Annotated in this window: 19 protein-coding genes and 1 tRNA gene; 6 read left to right on the forward strand and 14 right to left on the reverse strand. The window is 64.2% G+C overall.

Translation table 11 applies throughout. The annotated features are described in order from the left end of the window. The first annotated feature begins 121 nt into the window (after positions 1–121). Positions 122–939, forward strand: a protein-coding gene (locus WS92_RS30530) for an IS5 family transposase (RefSeq protein WP_085954781.1) whose coding sequence is annotated in 2 segments (ribosomal slippage) — positions 122–470 and positions 470–939 — 819 coding nt in all. Because the reading frame shifts where the segments join, the coding sequence is not laid out codon by codon here. Here the strand turns inward: WS92_RS30530 and WS92_RS00715 are convergent. The 4 genes from WS92_RS00715 to WS92_RS00725 all read right to left on the reverse strand — a co-directional run bounded on the left by WS92_RS00715 (position 934) and on the right by WS92_RS00725 (position 2,993). Then, on the reverse strand, positions 934–1,230 hold the full coding sequence (locus WS92_RS00715) for a DEAD/DEAH box helicase family protein (protein WP_059928833.1): 297 nt from the start codon (positions 1,228–1,230) through the stop codon (positions 934–936). The genes WS92_RS30530 and WS92_RS00715 overlap by 6 nt on opposite strands. Positions 1,231–1,448: 218 nt before the next feature. Next, positions 1,449–1,628 (reverse strand): hypothetical protein, encoded by a 180-nt coding sequence (locus WS92_RS00720; protein WP_004552967.1) that lies wholly within the window; start codon positions 1,626–1,628, stop codon positions 1,449–1,451. Positions 1,629–1,648: 20 nt separating this feature from the next. Beyond that, positions 1,649–1,927 carry a hypothetical protein gene (locus tag WS92_RS30535; protein ID WP_171845175.1) on the reverse strand — a complete coding sequence of 93 codons (279 nt, stop codon included), beginning with the start codon at positions 1,925–1,927 and terminating at the stop codon, positions 1,649–1,651. Positions 1,928–2,000: 73 nt separating this feature from the next. Further along, on the reverse strand, positions 2,001–2,993 hold the full coding sequence (locus tag WS92_RS00725; protein ID WP_231755869.1) for a helix-turn-helix transcriptional regulator: 993 nt from the start codon (positions 2,991–2,993) through the stop codon (positions 2,001–2,003). A 213-nt stretch (positions 2,994–3,206) separates the two neighbouring features. Between WS92_RS00725 and WS92_RS35475 the strand changes: the two genes are divergently transcribed. Both WS92_RS35475 and WS92_RS00730 read left to right on the forward strand, forming a co-directional pair. Then, positions 3,207–3,353: a hypothetical protein gene (locus tag WS92_RS35475; protein ID WP_156442971.1), complete on the forward strand. Its 147-nt coding sequence runs from the start codon at positions 3,207–3,209 to the stop codon at positions 3,351–3,353. A 137-nt stretch (positions 3,354–3,490) separates the two neighbouring features. After that, complete coding sequence (locus WS92_RS00730; protein ID WP_059928839.1) at positions 3,491–4,813, forward strand: IS4 family transposase; 1,323 nt, start codon at positions 3,491–3,493, stop codon at positions 4,811–4,813. Positions 4,814–5,002: 189 nt separating this feature from the next. Here the strand turns inward: WS92_RS00730 and WS92_RS00735 are convergent. Both WS92_RS00735 and rpoD read right to left on the reverse strand, forming a co-directional pair. Continuing rightward, a tRNA-Ile gene (locus WS92_RS00735) sits at positions 5,003–5,078 on the reverse strand. A gap of 123 nt (positions 5,079–5,201) precedes the next feature. After that, positions 5,202–7,244 carry an RNA polymerase sigma factor RpoD gene (gene rpoD, locus WS92_RS00740; protein WP_006027809.1) on the reverse strand — a complete coding sequence of 681 codons (2,043 nt, stop codon included), beginning with the start codon at positions 7,242–7,244 and terminating at the stop codon, positions 5,202–5,204. A gap of 58 nt (positions 7,245–7,302) precedes the next feature. Here rpoD and WS92_RS00745 point away from each other — a divergent pair, with 58 nt between their 5' ends. Continuing rightward, positions 7,303–7,653 (forward strand): hypothetical protein, encoded by a 351-nt coding sequence (locus WS92_RS00745; RefSeq protein WP_009917297.1) that lies wholly within the window; start codon positions 7,303–7,305, stop codon positions 7,651–7,653. A gap of 46 nt (positions 7,654–7,699) precedes the next feature. Here the strand turns inward: WS92_RS00745 and dnaG are convergent, their stop codons facing one another. The 4 genes from dnaG to WS92_RS00765 form a co-directional block, all read right to left on the reverse strand. After that, the gene (gene dnaG, locus WS92_RS00750; protein WP_006027810.1) at positions 7,700–9,577 is read right to left on the reverse strand and encodes a DNA primase; all 1,878 of its coding nucleotides are present in this window, start codon (positions 9,575–9,577) and stop codon (positions 7,700–7,702) included. A gap of 94 nt (positions 9,578–9,671) precedes the next feature. Next, positions 9,672–10,118 (reverse strand): GatB/YqeY domain-containing protein, encoded by a 447-nt coding sequence (locus WS92_RS00755; protein WP_009917296.1) that lies wholly within the window; start codon positions 10,116–10,118, stop codon positions 9,672–9,674. 166 nt (positions 10,119–10,284) lie between these two features. Continuing rightward, complete coding sequence (gene rpsU / locus WS92_RS00760) at positions 10,285–10,497, reverse strand: 30S ribosomal protein S21 (RefSeq protein WP_004190342.1); 213 nt, start codon at positions 10,495–10,497, stop codon at positions 10,285–10,287. Between the two features lie 75 nt (positions 10,498–10,572). Continuing rightward, positions 10,573–11,808: a BaiN/RdsA family NAD(P)/FAD-dependent oxidoreductase gene (locus WS92_RS00765; RefSeq protein ID WP_059929010.1), complete on the reverse strand. Its 1,236-nt coding sequence runs from the start codon at positions 11,806–11,808 to the stop codon at positions 10,573–10,575. A 136-nt stretch (positions 11,809–11,944) separates the two neighbouring features. On the opposite strand from WS92_RS00765, the gene tsaD reads away from it, so the two are divergent. Next, positions 11,945–12,985, forward strand: coding sequence for a tRNA (adenosine(37)-N6)-threonylcarbamoyltransferase complex transferase subunit TsaD (gene tsaD, locus WS92_RS00770; RefSeq protein ID WP_059928842.1), 1,041 nt, complete (start codon positions 11,945–11,947; stop codon positions 12,983–12,985). Positions 12,986–13,075: 90 nt separating this feature from the next. Here the strand turns inward: tsaD and folE2 are convergent, their stop codons facing one another. The 4 genes from folE2 to WS92_RS00790 form a co-directional block, all read right to left on the reverse strand. Further along, a complete protein-coding gene (gene folE2, locus WS92_RS00775) occupies positions 13,076–13,885 on the reverse strand; it encodes a GTP cyclohydrolase FolE2 (protein ID WP_006027814.1) in 810 nt (269 codons plus the stop codon). Between the two features lie 130 nt (positions 13,886–14,015). Then, positions 14,016–15,920 (reverse strand): 1-deoxy-D-xylulose-5-phosphate synthase, encoded by a 1,905-nt coding sequence (dxs, locus tag WS92_RS00780; RefSeq protein ID WP_059928845.1) that lies wholly within the window; start codon positions 15,918–15,920, stop codon positions 14,016–14,018. A gap of 84 nt (positions 15,921–16,004) precedes the next feature. Further along, positions 16,005–16,889: a polyprenyl synthetase family protein gene (locus WS92_RS00785; RefSeq protein WP_009917292.1), complete on the reverse strand. Its 885-nt coding sequence runs from the start codon at positions 16,887–16,889 to the stop codon at positions 16,005–16,007. Then, entirely contained in the window at positions 16,886–17,179 is a 294-nt protein-coding gene (locus WS92_RS00790; RefSeq protein WP_006027817.1) for an exodeoxyribonuclease VII small subunit, read from the reverse strand. Before WS92_RS00790 ends, WS92_RS00785 begins: the two co-directional genes overlap by 4 nt. A 269-nt stretch (positions 17,180–17,448) precedes the next feature. Between WS92_RS00790 and WS92_RS00795 the strand changes: the two genes are divergently transcribed. After that, positions 17,449–18,555, forward strand: coding sequence for an aromatic ring-hydroxylating oxygenase subunit alpha (locus tag WS92_RS00795; RefSeq protein WP_059928848.1), 1,107 nt, complete (start codon positions 17,449–17,451; stop codon positions 18,553–18,555). Positions 18,556–18,568 lie beyond the last annotated feature (13 nt).

Consider the following 18,568-nt stretch of genomic DNA (forward strand, 5'->3'; position numbering starts at 1 on the left):
GCAAGAAATGTGCCCAAATAGGCGGCCGCGACTAAGAGACGGTTTCAAAAAGAGTCCAAGGGGCTGTTAACTTTTTCAGCATCCTGTTAACCTTGGCCGTCGTGACAGACGGGCCAAGGAGATGGGTAAGCCAATCATTGATGACGAACTGTGGGCACTGATCGAAGCACTGCTACCTCCGCCAAAGCCGCGCCGCTTCAAGTACCCCGGTCGCAAGCCGGTAGCGGACCGTGCGGCTTTGACGGGCATCCTTTTTGTGCTGAAGACGGGCATTCGTTGGCGCGACTTACCGTCCGAAATGGGATGCGGCTCAGGCGTAAGTTGTTGGCGCAGGCTGCGCGATTGGCAGCAAGCCGGTGTGTGGGATCGACTGCACGCGGTGCTGCTGGCGAAACTGCGAGCAGCCGAGAAGATCGACTTCTCCCGTGTGGTCGTCGACTCATCGTCGATTCGTGCGGTTGGGGCGGGCGAAAAACTGGCCCGAACCCCACCGATCGAGCTCGACCCGGGTCGAAGCACCACATCGCCACCGACGCCAACGGAACGCCGATCGCGGCAATCCTGACCGGCGCCAATCGTAACGACGTCACCCAACTGGTTCCGCTGATCGAGGCCATTGTGCCGATCGGCGGCGTGCGTGGACGGCCTCTGAGCCGTCCTGCCCGCGTCTACGCCGACCGTGGTTACGACCACGACAAATACCGACGCATCCTTCACGAGCGCAACATCCCCACCAGCATCGCGCGGCGCGGTCAGCCGCACGGTAGTGGCCTTGGAAAAGTCCGTTGGGTCGTCGAACGTACTCATGCTTGGCTGCATCATTTCCGCCGTCTACGTATTCGCTTTGAACGTCGCGCCGACATTCACGAAGCGTTCCTCAAACTCGGCTGCTGCCTGATCTGCTGGAATACCCTGCGGCGAGCCCAGCAGTCTTTATGAAACCGTCTCTAAGAGACGACTTACCTCGTCGTTATCCTGCTTCGATGCACTTTGCTTTCGAACATCGTCGACGAACCCCTTCACAAGGGATTGCATCGGTGCGATGAAGACCGGTACGACCTGATACTTGAGGAACAGTTCGAGTGAGAAAAACGCAGCGGTGTACGTCTTCCCGAAACCGGTGAACCAGTTCAAATGCTTGATGAACGGGCGGTCGCCCGCCAGGAGGAATGGCTCCCGAAATCCCCGGTTGAGAATGTCTGTCTCACTGCGCTTTTGCTGTCGGCTCATTTACCTGAAACCCTTGATATGCGGAACATCACACACCGCCCCCCAGACGCCCCGTTTCTTTGGCCACTAGCCAATCTTACGCCCGCAGGTCGCGTCCGGCCGGAAACGCTTCCCACGAGCGCGGCAGCACGCCGCCGGTTGATCGTCAACTCGTCCCACATGCCGGCCGGGCACGCAAGCGGGCACCGCGTGGCACCCGCCTTAGCACGTCAAGCTGCCTACTTGCGCGGCTCCTTGCGTACGCCTTTGAACGGTTCACCGTCCTTCTTCTGGTCCATGAACCGTCCCGTTTCTCGGTCGCGCTTCGTCCAGTTCTCCGTGACAGGGTTGTAAACTTGCGACCGGTCACGAACCGCCCCACGGCGCGCGTTATCGCCAATCGGTGGATTTTTCGCCATCGCTCAACTCTCCAATTCGGTTAAACATCCATGTGATGCGTCCAGCGCGGAACACCACTTTTCGAGAGAAATTCGACCAGGGAAGGACTTCCATAGAATATGACGCGCCTGCCGGAAGAATAGGCCAGTGCCGATTGGTCGATTTTTAATGAATTAGCACGAGCCTGTGCCGTCAACTGTGACAGGAGGATTGCATTGTCCGAATCTGAACCTGAATTCGATCGGGCATCAAAAACAGCAAAATTAATCCATCCTCCGTTCTGCGCGCGCTCACGCAGATGCGCGAAATTGATCCGCATTAATATCTCCCAGCCGGGCCCCTCCCAGCATGGAAAACATGGTATCCAGGGTAGTAGCTCACGGAATGAGCCACTAACTCGCGTCGGTCCGGTATTTTTCCGCTGCGGCGCACAAAACCGCGAATATCCTGCTCCGGAGCTCAGGCGGCCCGAGCACCTCAACCTGTTCGCCGTGGCGAAGCAGGTCCATCAAGAGTTCCTGGTCGTTCGAATACGGTACCTCCAGCAGGTAGCTGCCGTCTTCCAGCCATTTGCTGGCCTGGTTTTCGTGCCACACCTCCTGTGAGACCCACTGTGCCCGTTGAGCGGAAAATTTCAGCGTTGCCTTGTGCAACGCCTTCCCGGCGAAGATCCCGTACCCGCCCTTGAAGTGTTCCGCCATTGTCGACTCGTCGACCTCGATTGCTACCTTGTCGACGGCATGCGCAGACTCTATCGACTCCAGCGAGAATGACCTGATTGCATCGCGCGTGTGACACCACGCGTCCAGTAACCAGTTTTCCCGGTATTGCACGAGCTGGATCGGTGAGATCTCGCGCTCGGTCGCTTCATGCTTTTCCCGATTCCAGTACCGGATGCAAAGGCGCTTGCGGTCAAGAACGGCGCCAGCCAGCAGCTGAAAATTCCGGGCATCCACCTTTCGGTTGGCGAAATGGATGAGCTTGACACGCCGGTCGATTGATTTGGCCGAGTACGCGCCTTGCCCGAGCATCTCGCGAAGACGTGCCTTGAGCGGCCCAATGTGTTCTTCAAGCAAGCCGGGCTGCACGCCCTGCAGGAGGTGCAGCATCGTGAGCAGCGCGTGAACCTCGGATGAACTGAACCAGAGGCCAGGAAGTTCGAACGGACCACCACCCGGTAGCTGGGCATCCTCGATTACATATCCGCGTTTGCGTTTATCCCAGAGGAGGGGGCACCCGAGCCGATCCCGCAAAACGTCAAAGTCCCTTTTCAGCGTCGCCCTCGACACCTCGAGGTCAACCATAAGCTCTTCAATCGTGACCAGGCCACGCTTTCGGATGCGCTGCACGATCTTGTGAATTCGTTCGGCGTTCTCTTTTGACACGCGCCCCTCTACGCATATTGGCAAAACGTACAGGGCCTGCCGCATCGGAATGCGGCCTAGCCGGCCTTGCCGTCCGACCTAAAATATTGCACTAGGATCCGCTCCGTCTGATCCGTCCCGCTCTGCCAGCAAAGTCCCGCGCGCTCCTTCCGCCCGACGACTGCAACCTCCCAGACTGTAACCCATATGCAAGGATGCAGGAGCGATCTTGATTTGCGTGTCTACTCCGGTATCCTCGCCGACGGCAAGGCCATCAATCTGCGAGAGCCCAGCGCTCGCGTTCCCAAGGAAGTCCTGGGCAGCGTTCGCGGCGTCATCGACGTGCTTCAGGAGATAGAAGAGGCCCTCGGCGTGAACTAGACGACCGCAGCAGGTACCTCAGCAACAAAAAACCCGCCTCGCGGCGTAATGCCGTTCAGTTAAGCGACTGAACGGCAATTTTATTTTGGGGAGGGAGTGGTTGTAAACGCTGCGCGGAGGTGTTAACTTTCAGCGCGATGCTGACCGACCACCTGACCTTCATGCTCGATGCCGGCCCCGCCGACCTGAGTCGGTTGGCGGAGCATCTGCCGTATGCATGGATCGAGCAGGCCGTCGAGGCGACTGGCACGGCGAGCCTTCGTCGCCGTCGTTTGCCGGCCGAACAGGTGGTTTGGCTGGTGATTGCGCTGGCGATCTATCGTCATTGGTCGGTCAGCGAAGTGGTGGACAGTCTGGAGTTGGTGCTGCCCAACGAGGCCACCTTCGTGAGCAAGAGCGCCATTACCCAAGCCCGACAGCGCCTGGGCCAGGCGCCGATAGCTTGGCTGTTCGAGCAAACCGCGCAGGCATGGTGCAAGCAGGATGCTGTTCGTCACGGCTTCAAAGGCCTCAGTCTATGGGCCATGGATGGCACCACGCTGCGCACGCCGGACAGTGCTGCGAATCGGGAACATTTCGGAGCTCAAAGCTATGCGAGTGGCAAGGTGGCGAGCTACCCGCAGGTGCGTGCGCTCACGCTGACCTCGATTCCGACGCATCTCGTGGCGAACATTGCGTTTGGTCGCTATGACACCAACGAGATGATCTACGCCAAGAATCTGCTGGCGCAGATTCCCGACCATTCGCTCACGGTCTTCGACAAAGGCTTCCTGGCTGCCGAGATTCTGTGCGGCCTGAGCTCGGGCGAACGCAATCGCCACTTCCTGATTCCGGCAAAGTCCAACACGCGTTGGGAGGTGCTGTCGGGCAAACCGGACGATGCACTGGTGCGCATGCGCGTCTCGCCTCAGGCCCGGCAGAAATGCCCGGATCTGCCGGAGTGGTGGACGGCGCGCGCAGTGCGCATTCAAGATGCGCAGGGGCGGGAGCGAATACTGCTGACGTCCCTGACCGATCGGCGCCGCTTCAAGTTGGCCGATCTGGCTGCTTGCTACGAGCGGCGCTGGCAGATCGAAACCAGCTACCGCGAACTGAAACAGTCCATGCTCGGTAGCGAACTGACGCTACGCAGCCGAACCGTCGACGGCATCTATCAGGAGATCTGGGGCGCATTGATCGCCTACAACCTGATTCGTCGAGAAATGGCCTGCGCCGCCTTCGAGGCCAAGTGCGAACCGACCGAACTGAGCTTCGTTCGCTCGTTCCATCTCATCCAGCACGAGATGATGTGGGCCGCACGCACGCCGGCCTTCGCCAAGCTGCCCGCCGTCCTCAAGCGACTTCGCGAACACCTCAAGCTGCTCATCAATGTAAAACGGCCCGATCGCAAATGCGTTCGGGCCGTCAAGTCCCGTCCCGCTCGTTATGCCGTCCGGTTCCTCAGAAAAAACCTTAACTGAACGGCATTAGACCCACGGGTCGGCTTTTTTGCGTCCAATCGCGACTGCCCGCCGCGACCAAATTTTTAAAGTTATCACCAATTCCCGATAAACCAAAATGCGTCCCATCGGAAAATAAAGCATAACCTGTCCAGGTGGCCACTTTATGCTTAACGGCACAGTAAATCGTTGATTTTCAATAGAAAAGAGTGGTGGGCCCGGCGGGGTTCGAACCCGCGACCAATCGATTATGAGTCGACTGCTCTAACCCCTGAGCTACAGGCCCTAAAAACGAATGCGGCGCAAAAAAAGACCCGGTGATGCTGGCCGGGTCGGCATTGTAACAACTAAGTAAGGAAATCGCCGCCGGATTTTTGCGCCCCGGCGGCGATCAATCGGAATCGGACGATCAGTTCCCCTCGAGGAATGACTTCAGTTTGTCCGAACGGCTCGGGTGACGCAGCTTGCGCAGCGCCTTCGCCTCGATCTGACGGATCCGCTCGCGCGTGACGTCGAACTGCTTGCCGACTTCCTCGAGCGTGTGATCGGTGCTCATCTCGATACCGAAACGCATCCGCAGCACCTTCGCCTCGCGCGGCGTCAGCGAATCGAGCACGTCCTTCACGACGTCGCGCATGCTCGCATGCAGCGCGGCATCCGCCGGCGCGACCGTGTTGGAGTCCTCGATGAAGTCGCCGAGATGGGAATCGTCGTCGTCGCCGATCGGCGTTTCCATCGAGATCGGCTCCTTCGCGATCTTCATGATCTTGCGGATCTTGTCCTCCGGCATCTCCATCTTCTCGGCGAGCGTCGCCGGATCCGGCTCGAGGCCGGTTTCCTGCAGGATCTGCCGCGAGATGCGGTTCATCTTGTTGATCGTCTCGATCATGTGAACCGGAATCCGGATCGTGCGCGCCTGGTCCGCGATCGAGCGCGTGATGGCCTGGCGGATCCACCACGTGGCGTACGTCGAGAACTTGTAGCCGCGACGGTATTCGAACTTGTCCACCGCCTTCATCAAACCGATGTTGCCTTCCTGGATCAGGTCCAGGAACTGCAGGCCGCGGTTCGTGTACTTCTTCGCGATGGAGATCACGAGACGCAGGTTCGCCTCGGTCATCTCGCGCTTCGCCTGGCGCGCCTTCAGTTCGCCTGCCGCCATCTGGCGGTTGGTTTCCTTCAGGTCCTTCAGCGGCAGCACGACGCGCGCCTGCAGATCGAGCAGACGCTGCTGCTGCTCGCGGATCGCCGGAATGTTGCGCGACAGGATCGCGCTGTACGAATGGCCTTCCGCCGCAACCTTCTCGGCCCAGTCGAGATCGGTCTCGCTGCCCGGGAAGCGCGCGATGAATTCCGAGCGCGGCATCCCGCACTTGTCGACGACGATGTGCAGGATCTGACGCTCGACCTGACGCACTTCGTCGACTTGCGCGCGCAGCGTGTCGCACAGGCGCTCGACGGTGCGCGCAGTGAAGCGGATCGACATCAGCTCGTTCTGGATCGTTTCCTGCGCCTTCAGGTACGACTTCGACTTGTAGCCTTCCTTCTCGAACGCGCGGCGCATCTTGTCGAACCATTCGCTGATGAGCGCGAACTTCTCGAGCGACGCGCGCTTCAGCGCTTCGAGCTGGGCCGCGTTGGCGGTCGCCTGCGCGGCGCCGTCGTCCTCGTCCTCTTCCTCTTCGTCGCCCTCTTCGGCTTCCTCGTCCTCGTTCTCGATTTCCTCGGCGTCCTTCTCCGAGAAGCCGTCGGAATCGGCGGCGTTCGGATCGATCAGGCCGTCGACGAGTTCGTCGACACGGCTCTCCTCGTTCGCGACGCGCTCGGCCATCGCGAGGATGTCGGCGATCGTCGTCGGGCACGCGGAAATCGCCATCACCATGTGACGCAGGCCGTCCTCGATCCGCTTCGCGATCTCGATTTCGCCTTCGCGCGTGAGCAGCTCGACCGTGCCCATCTCGCGCATGTACATCCGGACCGGATCGGTCGTGCGGCCGAATTCGGAATCGACGGTCGACAACGCGACTTCCGCTTCCTCTTCGACTTCATCGTCGGACGACGCGGCGGGCGCGTTGTCGTTCAACAGCAGCGTCTCGGCGTCGGGCGCCTGCTCGTACACCGCGACGCCCATGTCGTTGAACGTGCCGATGATGCCTTCGAGCGCTTCCGTTTCCGTGAAGTTGTCCGGCAGATGGTCGTTGATTTCGGCGTACGTGAGGAAGCCGCGCTCCTTGCCGAGCTTGATCAGCGCGCGCAGCTTCGTACGGCGCTCTTCGAGTTCCTCGGCCGTGCCGGGCGTGCTCGTCGCGAACGCTTCCTTCAGCAGCGCCTTTTCCTTGGCGCGGCGATCGCGCGCCTTGGCCTTTTCGCCTTTGCCCGACGCAGCGGTAGGCTGGTCGTCGCTCTGGTTTGCGTCGTCATCGACGGATACTTCGTTCAGCTTTTTCGTCATGGAGTTCGCCGTACCGGCTAAATCGACTCGCGGCTGCTGGACTACAGCCGGTTGAACCGTGGATGCTCGAGTAGCTGCCGTTTCGTCCGGCGCGGCAGCCGCTCCCCTTGCGCTTTTCGCACTCGCCCGCGTCAAAGCCGGCTTCGCCGTCTTCGCCTTGGACCTCACGACGACCCGTGATGTGCTGGCCGTCGGCGCCGGCGCAGCCTTGGCGGTGCCGGCCGCGGCTCTCTTCCTCGCAGGGTGCGCCGCGCGGGCCGAAGACGTCTTTGCGGAAACTGCGGATCGGCCCGGCGCGACCTTCACGGTCGATTCCGTCGCCTTGCCCGCCGCTTTTTTTCCGCCGGTAGTCTTTGCCATCGCGATTCTCGCCTTCTTTCTCGCCTCTGCCAGGAAAACAAACCGCTGAAAACCTTATATTATAGCACGTTGAGGCAGCCCCTTCCCCGGCCGGTTCACAGCCCGAGCCTCCGCTTCATGTCTGCCAGGTTCTGATGCAAGTCCTTGATTTCCGCCAATTCCTCGGAAGAGGGCGCCGAACGCTTCGACAGGCTGTTGAGCCTGTCGCAGCACACGTCATAGCGCATCTTGAGCACCGCTGCCTGAAGTTCCTCGCCTGCGATCCGTTCGCGCTCGCGCAACTCTTCCTGCGCCGCGTCGCTTTCCGGATTCTGCTGCATCAAGTCGCGGACGTTTTCATCATAGACCAGAATTTCCCGGAAAATTTCGTCGTAAGTTGGCGCGTTAGCCGAATTGCGTAGCACGTCAGACAAAAGCCGGAATTCCGCTCCGTCCCCGAGCGCGTGCGCGTGGCCGATCACCTCGTCGAACAGTTCCCCGATTCTCGGCAGCGCCCGCAGCGTCGCGACACTCTCGTCGTCGAGCGCCGCCGCGATGCGCGGATGCATCACCAGATTGCGCAGCGCGCGCTTTTCGCTGTCCGTCACGCGCCGCCGCTCGCTGCGGGCGGGCGCCTGGCGGGCCGGCGCGGCGATCCGCGCGTCCACTTCGGCGAGCGCGGCGACTTCGTCGAACGGAATCTGCAGCCGGTCGGCGAACATGTGCATGATCTGCGCGCGCAACGCGTTCGCGGGCAGCGCCTGCAGCAACGGCTTCGCGTCGAACAGCGCCTTCGCGCGCCCTTCCGGCTGGTCGAGCTCCTTGCCGGCCGTCGCCTCGTTGAGCAGGAACTGGGACAGCGGCATCGCGCGCTTCACCTGCTCCGAAAACGCATCCGTCCCGAATTCCCGCACATAGCTGTCCGGATCGTGCTCCGGCGGCAGAAACAGGAAACGGATCGTCCGGTTGTCCGCCGCGTGCGGCAGGCACGCCTCGAGCGCGCGCCGTGCGGCGCGCCGGCCGGCCGCGTCGCCGTCGAAGCTGAAGACGACCGTGTCCGTCTGCCGCAGCAGCTTCTGCACGTGGATCGGCGTGCACGCGGTGCCGAGCGTCGCCACCGCGTTCGGAAAGCCGAGCTGCGCGAGCGCGACGACATCCATGTACCCTTCGACGACGAGCGCGTATTTGTGCTCGCGAATCGCGAGCCGCGCCTCGAACAGGCCGTACAGTTCGCTGCCCTTGTTGAACAGCGGCGTCTCGGGCGAATTCAGGTATTTGGGCTCGCCGCCGTCCAGCACCCGGCCGCCGAAGCCGATGACCTGCCCCTTCACGTTGCGGATCGGAAACATGATCCGCTCGCGGAACCGGTCGTAGCGGCGCGCGACGCCGTTCGCGTCGGTCTTCTCGCTGACGATCACGAGGCCCGCGTCGACGAGCGAATCGTGGCGGTAGTCGCCGAATGCCGACTCGAGGTTCTGCCAGCCGTCCGGCGCGTAGCCGAGGCCGAAGCGCAGCGCGATCTCGCCCGTCAGGCCCCGCCGCTTCAGATACTGGATCGCGTTCGGCGCGCCGCGCAATTGCTTTCGGTAGTAGTCGCAGGCGGTCTGCATCACGTCGGACAGCGCGGTCGTGACCGATTTCGATGCGGCGGGCGGCGCATGGCCTTCGCCCGAGCCGCCGCCCGCGCCCCGCATCGGCGACGGCTCATGCGGCACCGTGAGCCCGACCGATTGCGCGAGCTCCTGAACGGCCTCGGGAAACGTGAGCCCCGCGTGCTCCATCAGGAAGCCGATGGCGGTGCCGTGCGCGCCGCAGCCGAAGCAATGATAGAACTGCTTCGTCGGGCTGACCGTGAACGACGGGCTCTTCTCGTTGTGAAACGGGCACAGCCCCATGAAATTGGCGCCGCCCTTCTTGAGCTGCACGTACCGGCCCACCACGTCGACGATGTCGACGCGGTTCAGCAAATCCTGCAGGAACGAATGCGGAATCACCGTTGGATCGATCGGAAGACGTGCCGGCCGACACGCGCCGTTGCGGCCGGCGCGGGCCGCTTGAACGACGGGCGCGCGTCGCGCCGGCTGAGGGTCACTTCGAGAGCGCCGCCTTGACGAGCGCGGACACGGCCGTCATGTCGGCGCGGCCGGCGAGCTTGCCCTTGAGCACGCCCATCACCTTGCCCATGTCCTGCGGGCCCGCCGCGCCCGTCTGCGCGACGGCCGCCTGCACTTCGGCCGCAACCTCGGCCTCCGACAACTGCGCCGGCATGTACGCGGTCAGCACCGCAACTTCCGCCTGCTCCTTCTCGACGAGATCGGTGCGGCCAGCGGCCTCGAACTGGCTGATCGAATCCTTGCGCTGCTTGATCATCTTGTCGACCACCGCGGTGACGCCCGCGTCGTCGAGCGTCACGCGCTCGTCGACCTCGCGCTGCTTGATCGCGGCGAGCAGCAGGCGGATCGTCGCGAGCCGCTCGCTTTCCTTCGCGCGCATCGCGGCCTTCATGTCTTCACTGATCTGGTCTCTCAGACTCATCGTATTTCCGGTATCAAAATTTCCATGCGACGCCGCCCGGCGGCATCAACACAAAAACCCGCTTGAGACGGTTTCTCAAGCGGGTTTGCTCGAATCCGGCATCGACGGCCTCGCTTGCGGAGCCCGCCGGCGCGCCGCCCCGCGAACCACGCGGCGCGGGCAATGCTCAGTAGAGCTTCTTCGGCAGCATCTGGCTGCGGATGCGCTTGTAGTGGCGCTTCACCGCAGCGGCTTTCTTGCGCTTGCGCTCCGCGGTCGGCTTCTCGTAGAACTCGCGCGCGCGCAGCTCCGTCAACAGACCGTTCTTTTCGATCGTGCGCTTGAAGCGGCGCATCGCAACTTCGAAAGGCTCGTTTTCTTTAACGCGGATGATCGTCATGACCCGTCACGTAAAAAAAGTAAAGGTATTGCGGAGAAAGATTTTTAAGTATACCAGACGCTTTGCACAAACGCACTAACCCGTCAAGCGCCGCGTGCTGTCGGCGGCCGCGCGCCCGGCCGCGACGCCCGACGCCCAAGCCCACTGGAAATTGTAGCCACCGAGCCAGCCTGTCACGTCGACCGCCTCGCCGACGAAGAACAGGCCCGGCACGCGTTCGCTCATCATCGTCGCCGACGACAGCTCGCGCGTGTCGACGCCGCCCTTCGTCACCTCGGCCTTCCGGTAGCCCTCGGTGCCGCTCGGCGCGAGCGTCCAGCGCGACAGCGTCTCGCCGATCCGGCGCAGCGTCTTGTCCGGCAGGTCGGCAAGCCGCGCGTCAGCGCGCACCCGCTCGGCCTCGAGCCACGCGTGCGCAAGCCGAGCGGGCACCCATTCGGCGAGCAGCGTGCCGATCTGCCGCCGCGAGCCGGCCTTCGCGCGGATCAGCTCGTTCGCCGCGTCGATCCGCGGCACGAGATCGACGTGGATCGGCTCGCCCGAGCGCCAGTAGCTCGAAATCTGCAGGATGCCCGGCCCGGACAGTCCGCGATGGGTGAGCAGGATGTCCTCGACGAACTCACCGCCGCCCTTCTTCGCGCCGGTCGACACTCGTGCCTCGAGCGACACGCCCGACAGCGCCGCGAACGGCGCCCACGCGTCGGCCGAAAAGGTCAGCGGCACGAGCGCCGGCCGCGTGTCGACGAGCTTGTGGCCGAACTGTTTCGCAATCCGATAGGCAAAATCGGTCGCGCCGATCTTCGGGATCGACAACCCGCCCGTCGCGACGACGAGCGCCCGCGCGCCGATCGCGCCCGCGCTCGTGTCCAGCGCGAAGCCTGGCGTGAAGCCGTCCGCCTGCGCGTGCCGCACCGCGTCGACCGTCACCGGCCGCCGCCACACGACGCCGCCCGCGTCGCACTCGCTTTTCAGCACGTCGATGATCGCGTCGCTCGAATGGTCGCAAAAGAGCTGGCCCTTGTGCTTCTCGTGCCACGTGACGCGGTAGTTCTTCAGGAGCCCGAGAAAATCGCGCGGCGTGTAGCGCGCGAGCGCCGAGCGGCAAAAATGCGGATTCGACGACAGGTAGTTGTCCGGCCCCGCGTACCGGTTCGTGAAATTGCAGCGCCCGCCGCCCGAGATGCGGATCTTCTCAGCGAGCCGCGCCGAGTGATCGAGCAGCACGACGCGCCGGCCGAGCTGCCCCGCCACGGCGGCCGCCATCATGCCCGCCGCGCCCGCGCCGATCACAGCGATGTCGAAATTTTCCATGGCGCGGATTGTACCCGCGTCGCGCGCCGCTTCGCCCGCGCGCCCGGGCAAGGCGGCCGCGCTGTTATACTTTTCTGTTACGTTGATTTCCGGCCGCGCGCGTACGCGCGTATCGATGCGGCCGCCGCACACCATCATGCTCGTTCTCGGCATCGAAAGCTCCTGCGACGAAACCGGCCTCGCGCTCTACGACACCGGGCGCGGCCTGCTCGCGCACGCGCTCCACTCGCAGATCGCGATGCACCGCGAATACGGCGGCGTCGTCCCCGAGCTCGCGTCGCGCGACCACATTCGCCGCGCGCTGCCGCTGCTCGAGGAGGTGCTTGCCGCCAGCGGCGCGCGCCGCGAGGAGATCGACGCGATCGCGTTCACGCAGGGGCCCGGCCTCGCGGGCGCGCTGCTCGTCGGCGCGAGCATCGCGAACGCGCTCGCGTTCGCATGGGACAAGCCGACGATCGGCATCCATCACCTCGAAGGGCATCTGCTCTCGCCGCTCCTCGTCGCCGAGCCGCCGCCGTTTCCGTTCGTCGCGCTGCTCGTGTCGGGCGGCCATACGCAGTTGATGCGCGTGACCGACGTCGGCGTCTACGAGACGCTCGGCGAGACACTCGACGACGCCGCCGGCGAAGCATTCGACAAGACCGCGAAGCTGCTCGGCCTCGGCTACCCCGGCGGACCGGAAGTGTCGAAGCTCGCGGAAGCCGGCACGCCGGGCACGGTCACGCTGCCGCGGCCGATGCTCCATTCGGGCGATCTCGACTTCAGCTTCAGCGGGCTGAAGACCGCCGTGCTCACGCAAATGAAGAAGCTCGAAGCGGCGCACGCGAGCGGCGTCGAGCTCGAGCGCGCGAAGGCCGATCTCGCGCGCGGCTTCGTTGACGCGGCCGTCGACGTGCTCGTCGCGAAATCGCTCGCCGCGCTGAAGAAGACGCGGCTCAAGCGGCTCGTCGTCGCGGGCGGCGTCGGCGCGAACCGGCAACTGCGCGCGGCGCTGTCGGCCGCCGCCGGCAAGCGCGGCTTCGACGTTCACTATCCCGACCTCGCGCTCTGCACCGACAACGGCGCGATGATCGCGCTCGCGGGCGCGCTGCGGCTCGCGCGCTGGCCGTCGCAGGCGAGCCGCGACTACGCGTTCACGGTGAAGCCGCGCTGGGATCTGGCGTCGCTCGCGCGATAACGCGCGCACGTCGTCTGCCATCCCAAAACGAAAAGGGCCGTTCGAATCGAACGGCCCTTTTCGCATCCGGCGGCAAGCACCGCACGACGCTCACGCGCCTCGCCGCTTGTCGCGCTCGATCAGCGCATACGCGCTGTGATTGTGGATCGACTCGAAGTTCTCCGCCTCGAGCACATACGCGACGATCCGCTCATCGGCGTCGAGCCGCCGCGCGACGTCGCGCACCAGATCCTCGACGAACTTCGGATTCTCGTACGCGCGCTCGGTGACGAACTTCTCGTCGGGACGCTTGAGGAGGCCCCACAGCTCGCACGACGCCTCTTCCTCCGCAATACGAATCAGATCCTCGACCGGCACGTCGGCCGCGAGCTCCGCGTCGATCGTCACGTGCGAGCGCTGGTTGTGCGCACCGTACTGGGAGATCTTCTTCGAGCACGGGCAAAGGCTCGTCACCGGCACGAGCACCTTCGCGAATACGCGCGTGAGCCCGTCGCGCACGTCGCCCGTCAGCGTCACCTCGTAATCGAGCAGGCTGCGCACGCCCGACACGGGCGCCGTCTTGTTCACGAAGTACGGAAACGACACCTCGATGCGTCCCGCCTGCGCCTCGAGCTTTTCGAGCATCGTCGCGAGCATCGCGCGGAACGCGTCGGCCGTCAGCGGCCCGTCGCTTTCCTCGAGCAGCGCGACGAAGCGCGACATGTGCGTGCCCTTCTGATCGGCTGGCAGATGCACGTCGAGATTCCAGGTGCCGACTGTGGCCTGCGTCTCGCCCTCGGCGGTGCGCACCGTCAGCGGATGGCGGACCGCGCGCACGCCGACGCGCTGGATCGGCATCTGCCGGGTATCGACCGTGCTTTGCACGTCGGGCATCACGAATTCGGGATTCATCAGGTTCATCTTGTTCGATCCTTGTAGGGTCGCGCGGCGCGACATCGCCCTATGCCGCCCGACCTGCCGGAAATGCAACATGGGCCCGCAGGCCCATGCATTCGAGGAAACGCCGCCGCGCGGCGGCCTGACGCGATGGTTATGCGACGCGCTTCGCCGGACTCGCGACGCTCGCCGCATGGTTCAGGAAGCGTTCGCGAATCGAGTTCGCGATGCCGTCGCTGTCGAGGCCGCACATCGACAACAGCTTCGCCGGATCGCCGTGATCGACGAAGCGGTCCGGCAGGCCGAGCTGCAGCACCGGACGGACCACGCCGCTTTCCATCATCGCCTCGACGCACGCGGAGCCCGCGCCGCCCATCACGCAGCCTTCCTCGATGGTGACGAGGTAGTCGTGCGTCTGCGCGAGCTCCCGCACGAGCTCGGCGTCGATCGGCTTCACGAAGCGCATGTTCGCGACGGTCGCGTCGAGCGCCTCGGCCGCCGCGATCGACGGCGCGACCATCGTGCCGAACGCGAGAATCGCGATGCGCTTGCCGTCCGGCTGCGACGTGCGACGGCGCACTTCGCCCTTGCCGAGCGGAAGCTCCGTGAACGCCTTGACGGTTGCAACGCCCGTGCCCGCGCCGCGCGGATAGCGAACCGCAGTCGGGTTCGGCTGTTGCAGCGCGGTGTACAGCATCTGGCGGCACTCGTTCTCGTCCGACGCGGCCATCACCGTCATGTTCGGGATGCAGCGCAGGAACGCGAGATCGTATGCGCCGGCGTGCGTCGCGCCGTCCGCGCCGACGAGGCCCGCGCGGTCGATCGCGAACACGACGGGCAGGTTCTGCAGCGCGACATCGTGAATCAACTGATCATAGGCGCGCTGCAGGAACGTCGAATAGATCGCGACCACGGGCTTGAGCCCCTCCGTCGCGAGGCCGCCCGCGAACGTCACCGCGTGCTGCTCGGCGATGCCGACGTCGTAGTAGCGCTCCGGGAAGCGCTTCTCGAACTCGACCATGCCCGAGCCTTCGCGCATCGCGGGCGTGATGCCGACCACGCGCGCATCGAGTTCCGCCGCGTCGCACAGCCATTCGCCGAACACCTGCGTGTAGGTCTTCTTCGCGGGCGTCGTCGACGGCTTGATGCCTTCCGCCGGGTTGAACTTGCCGGGCCCGTGATAGAGCACCGGGTCAGCCTCGGCGAGCTTGTAGCCCTGGCCCTTCTTCGTCACGACGTGCAGGAACTGCGGCCCGCGCAGCTCCTTGATGTTCTGCAGCGTCGGGATCAGCGAATCAAGATCGTGGCCGTCGATCGGCCCGATGTAGTTGAAGCCGAATTCCTCGAAGAGGGTAGCCGGCACGACCATGCCCTTCGCATGCTCCTCGAGCTTGCGCGCGAGCTCGAGCACGGGCGGCGCGACGCTCAGCACGCGCTCGACGCCCGCGCGCGCGGCCGCATAGAAGCGGCCCGACATCAGCCGCGCGAGATGGCGGTTCAGCGCGCCGACGGGCGGCGAGATCGACATGTCGTTGTCGTTCAGGATCACGAGCAGCTTCGCATCCTCGGACACGCCCGCGTTGTTCATCGCCTCGAACGCCATGCCGGCCGTCATCGCGCCGTCGCCGATCACCGCGATCGAGAAGCGGTCGTCGCCGTTCAGCTTGCTGCCGATCGCCATCCCGAGCGCGGCCGAGATCGACGTGCTCGAGTGCGCGGTGCCGAACGTGTCGTATTCGGATTCCGAACGGCGCGGAAAACCCGAGATGCCGCCGAGCTGGCGCAGCGTCTTCATCCCGTCGCGGCGGCCCGTCAGGATCTTGTGCGGATAGGTCTGGTGACCGACGTCCCACACGATCCGGTCATCCGGCGTATCGAACACGTAATGCAGCGCAATCGTCAGCTCGACCGTGCCGAGATTGGACGACAAATGGCCGCCCGTCTTCGACACGCTGTCGAGGACGAACGCGCGCAGCTCGTCGGCGAGCGGCTGCAGTTGGCGACGATCGAGACGGCGCAGGTCCGCCGGGTCGTCGATGGTTTTCAGCAAGTCGTACATCGTCGTTCCATTGTAGGAAAACAAACGCGCCCGCACTTCTTGCGCGCACCACCCGTAGCGTGGGCGCGGCGGCGGGCTTTCGCGTCAGCTAACCCGGTTCACCACCAGGTCCGCCAGTTCGGCCAGGCGCTGCGCGCGCGCGCCGAACGGCTCGAGCGCGGCGTGCGCATCGGCGCGCAGTTGCGCGGCAAGCGCACGCGACGCGTCGAGGCCGATGATCGACACGTAGGTCGGCTTGTCGTTCGCCGCGTCCTTGCCGGCCGTCTTGCCGAGCGTCGCGGAATCGGTGGTGACGTCGAGAATGTCGTCCACCACCTGGAACGCGAGGCCGACGGCCGCCGCATAGGCGTCGAGCGCGCGCATCGCGTCGCCGGACGGCGTCTCGCCCGCGAGCGCGCCCATGCGCACCGACGCGCGCAACAGCGCACCCGTCTTCATCCGGTGCATCGTCTCCAGCGCGTCGCGCGTGAGCGCCACGCCGACGCTCGCGAGATCGATCGCCTGGCCGCCCGCCATGCCGATCGAGCCGCTCGCGAGCGCGAGCTCGCACACGAGCGCGGCCTGCCGGTCGGCCGGCAGCGCGGCGGCGTCGGTCAGCGCGACGAAGGCCTGCGACTGCAGCGCATCGCCGACGAGAAGCGCGGTCGGCTCGTCGTACTTGACGTGGACGGTCGGCTTGCCGCGACGCAGCGCGTCGTCGTCCATGCACGGCATGTCGTCGTGCACGAGCGAATACACGTGAATCATCTCGAGCGCCGACGACGCGGCGTTCAACGCCGCCTCCGACGCACCCGTGAGCTCGCCCGCCGCATGGCACAGCAGCGGACGCACCCGTTTGCCGCCCCCGAGCACCGCATAGCGCATCGCTTCGTGCAGTTGCGCGGGCGCCACAGTCTCAGCCGGCAAATAATGGCCGAGGGCCGTCTCGACACGCTCGAGCACCGAGCGCATCCATTGGTCGAATGTCATAGATCGTCGTCTTCGCCGTCCGCGGCGGCCGTTCCTGCGGAAAGCGGCTTGAGCGCGGCGCCGTCGAGCACGCGCACCTGCTGCTCCGCTTTTTCCAATTGTTGTTGGCAAAATGCAACGAGCGCCGCGCCGCGACGGTACGCCGCAAGCGAATCCTCGAGGCTCAGCGTCCCGCCCTCCATTCGGGCGACGAGCGCCTCCAGTTCCGCGAGCGCCATCTCGTAGTTTTCCGGCAGCGGGCCGGAACCGGGGTCGGACGCGGACGCGCCTGGGGTTGCGGTTTTCGCCATGGACGGGGTGTCAAAATTCAAAACAAGTCGGACATTCTACGGCAAAAGAGAATTTTCCGACCTGCCGACTTGGCTTCACGGGGCCTGCACGCGCCGCGCCGCGTGTGCAATTCGCACGGAACGCATTCCTATTCCGGGGGAAATTTGACACAAATCAGTCACTTATCCCACCCCAAGGAAGCCGATCCAGGTATAATCGCCGGTTCCCCTAAATCGAATTTTCGATGGTTGGGTTGTTCACTGCTTTCACGCTTTCACCGGGAGTGGGAATGTCCAATCTGAGCGACGCACTGCAATTGAAGTCGGCACATAGCCAGCTTCCCGTCACCGCTTATTTCGATGAGGCGCTCCTCGCGCGCGAAATCGAAACACTTTTCAAGAAAGGACCTCGCTACGTCGGGCACGAGTTGATGGTGCCCGAAGCGGGAGACTATTTTGCGCTGCCTTCCGAAAACGAAGGCCGCGTGCTGGTACGCAACCAGGCCTCGCAGATCGAACTGCTCTCGAACGTGTGCCGCCACCGCCAGGCGATCATGCTGAACGGCCGAGGGCACGCGCGGAACATCGTCTGCCCGCTGCACCGCTGGACCTACGATCTCGAAGGCCAGTTGCTCGGCGCGCCGCATTTTCCGGACAAGCCCTGTCTGAACCTGCACGCGACGCCGCTGCAGGACTGGCAGGGCCTGCTGTTCGAAGCCGAGGGCCGCGACGTCGCGCACGATCTCGCGGAGCTCGGCACGAAGCATCACTTCGACTTTTCGGGCTACCAGTTCGATCACGTCGAGATCCACGAGTGCAATTACAACTGGAAGACCTTCATCGAGGTCTACCTCGAGGACTACCATGTCGTGCCGTTCCATCCGGGCCTCGGCAGCTTCGTGTCGTGCGACGACCTGAAGTGGGAGTTCGGCGAGTGGTACAGCGTGCAGACGGTCGGCGTGCACAACGCGCTCGCGAAGCCGGGCAGTCCGACGTACCAGAAATGGCACGATCAGGTCCTCCGCTATCGCAACGGCACGCCGCCGGAGTTCGGCGCGATCTGGATGGTCTACTATCCGGGCCTCATGATCGAGTGGTATCCGCACGTGCTCGTCGTGTCGTGGCTGATTCCGCGCGGCCCGCAGAAGACGACGAACATCGTCGAGTTCTACTACCCCGAGGAAATCGCGCTGTTCGAGCGCGAGTTCGTCGAGGCGGAGCGCGCCGCGTACATGGAAACCGCGATCGAGGACGACGAGATCGCACTGCGCATGGATGCCGGCCGCCGCGCGCTGATGGAGCGCGGCGAATCGCAAGTCGGTCCGTATCAGAGCCCGATGGAAGACGGCATGCAGCACTTCCACGAGTTCCTGCGCCGGCAACTCGGCGCGATCTGAGCGCGGCCTTGGC

Source organism: Burkholderia sp. MSMB1588 (assembly GCF_001546925.1).
In the GTDB taxonomy this organism is placed as follows: domain Bacteria; phylum Pseudomonadota; class Gammaproteobacteria; order Burkholderiales; family Burkholderiaceae; genus Burkholderia; species Burkholderia humptydooensis.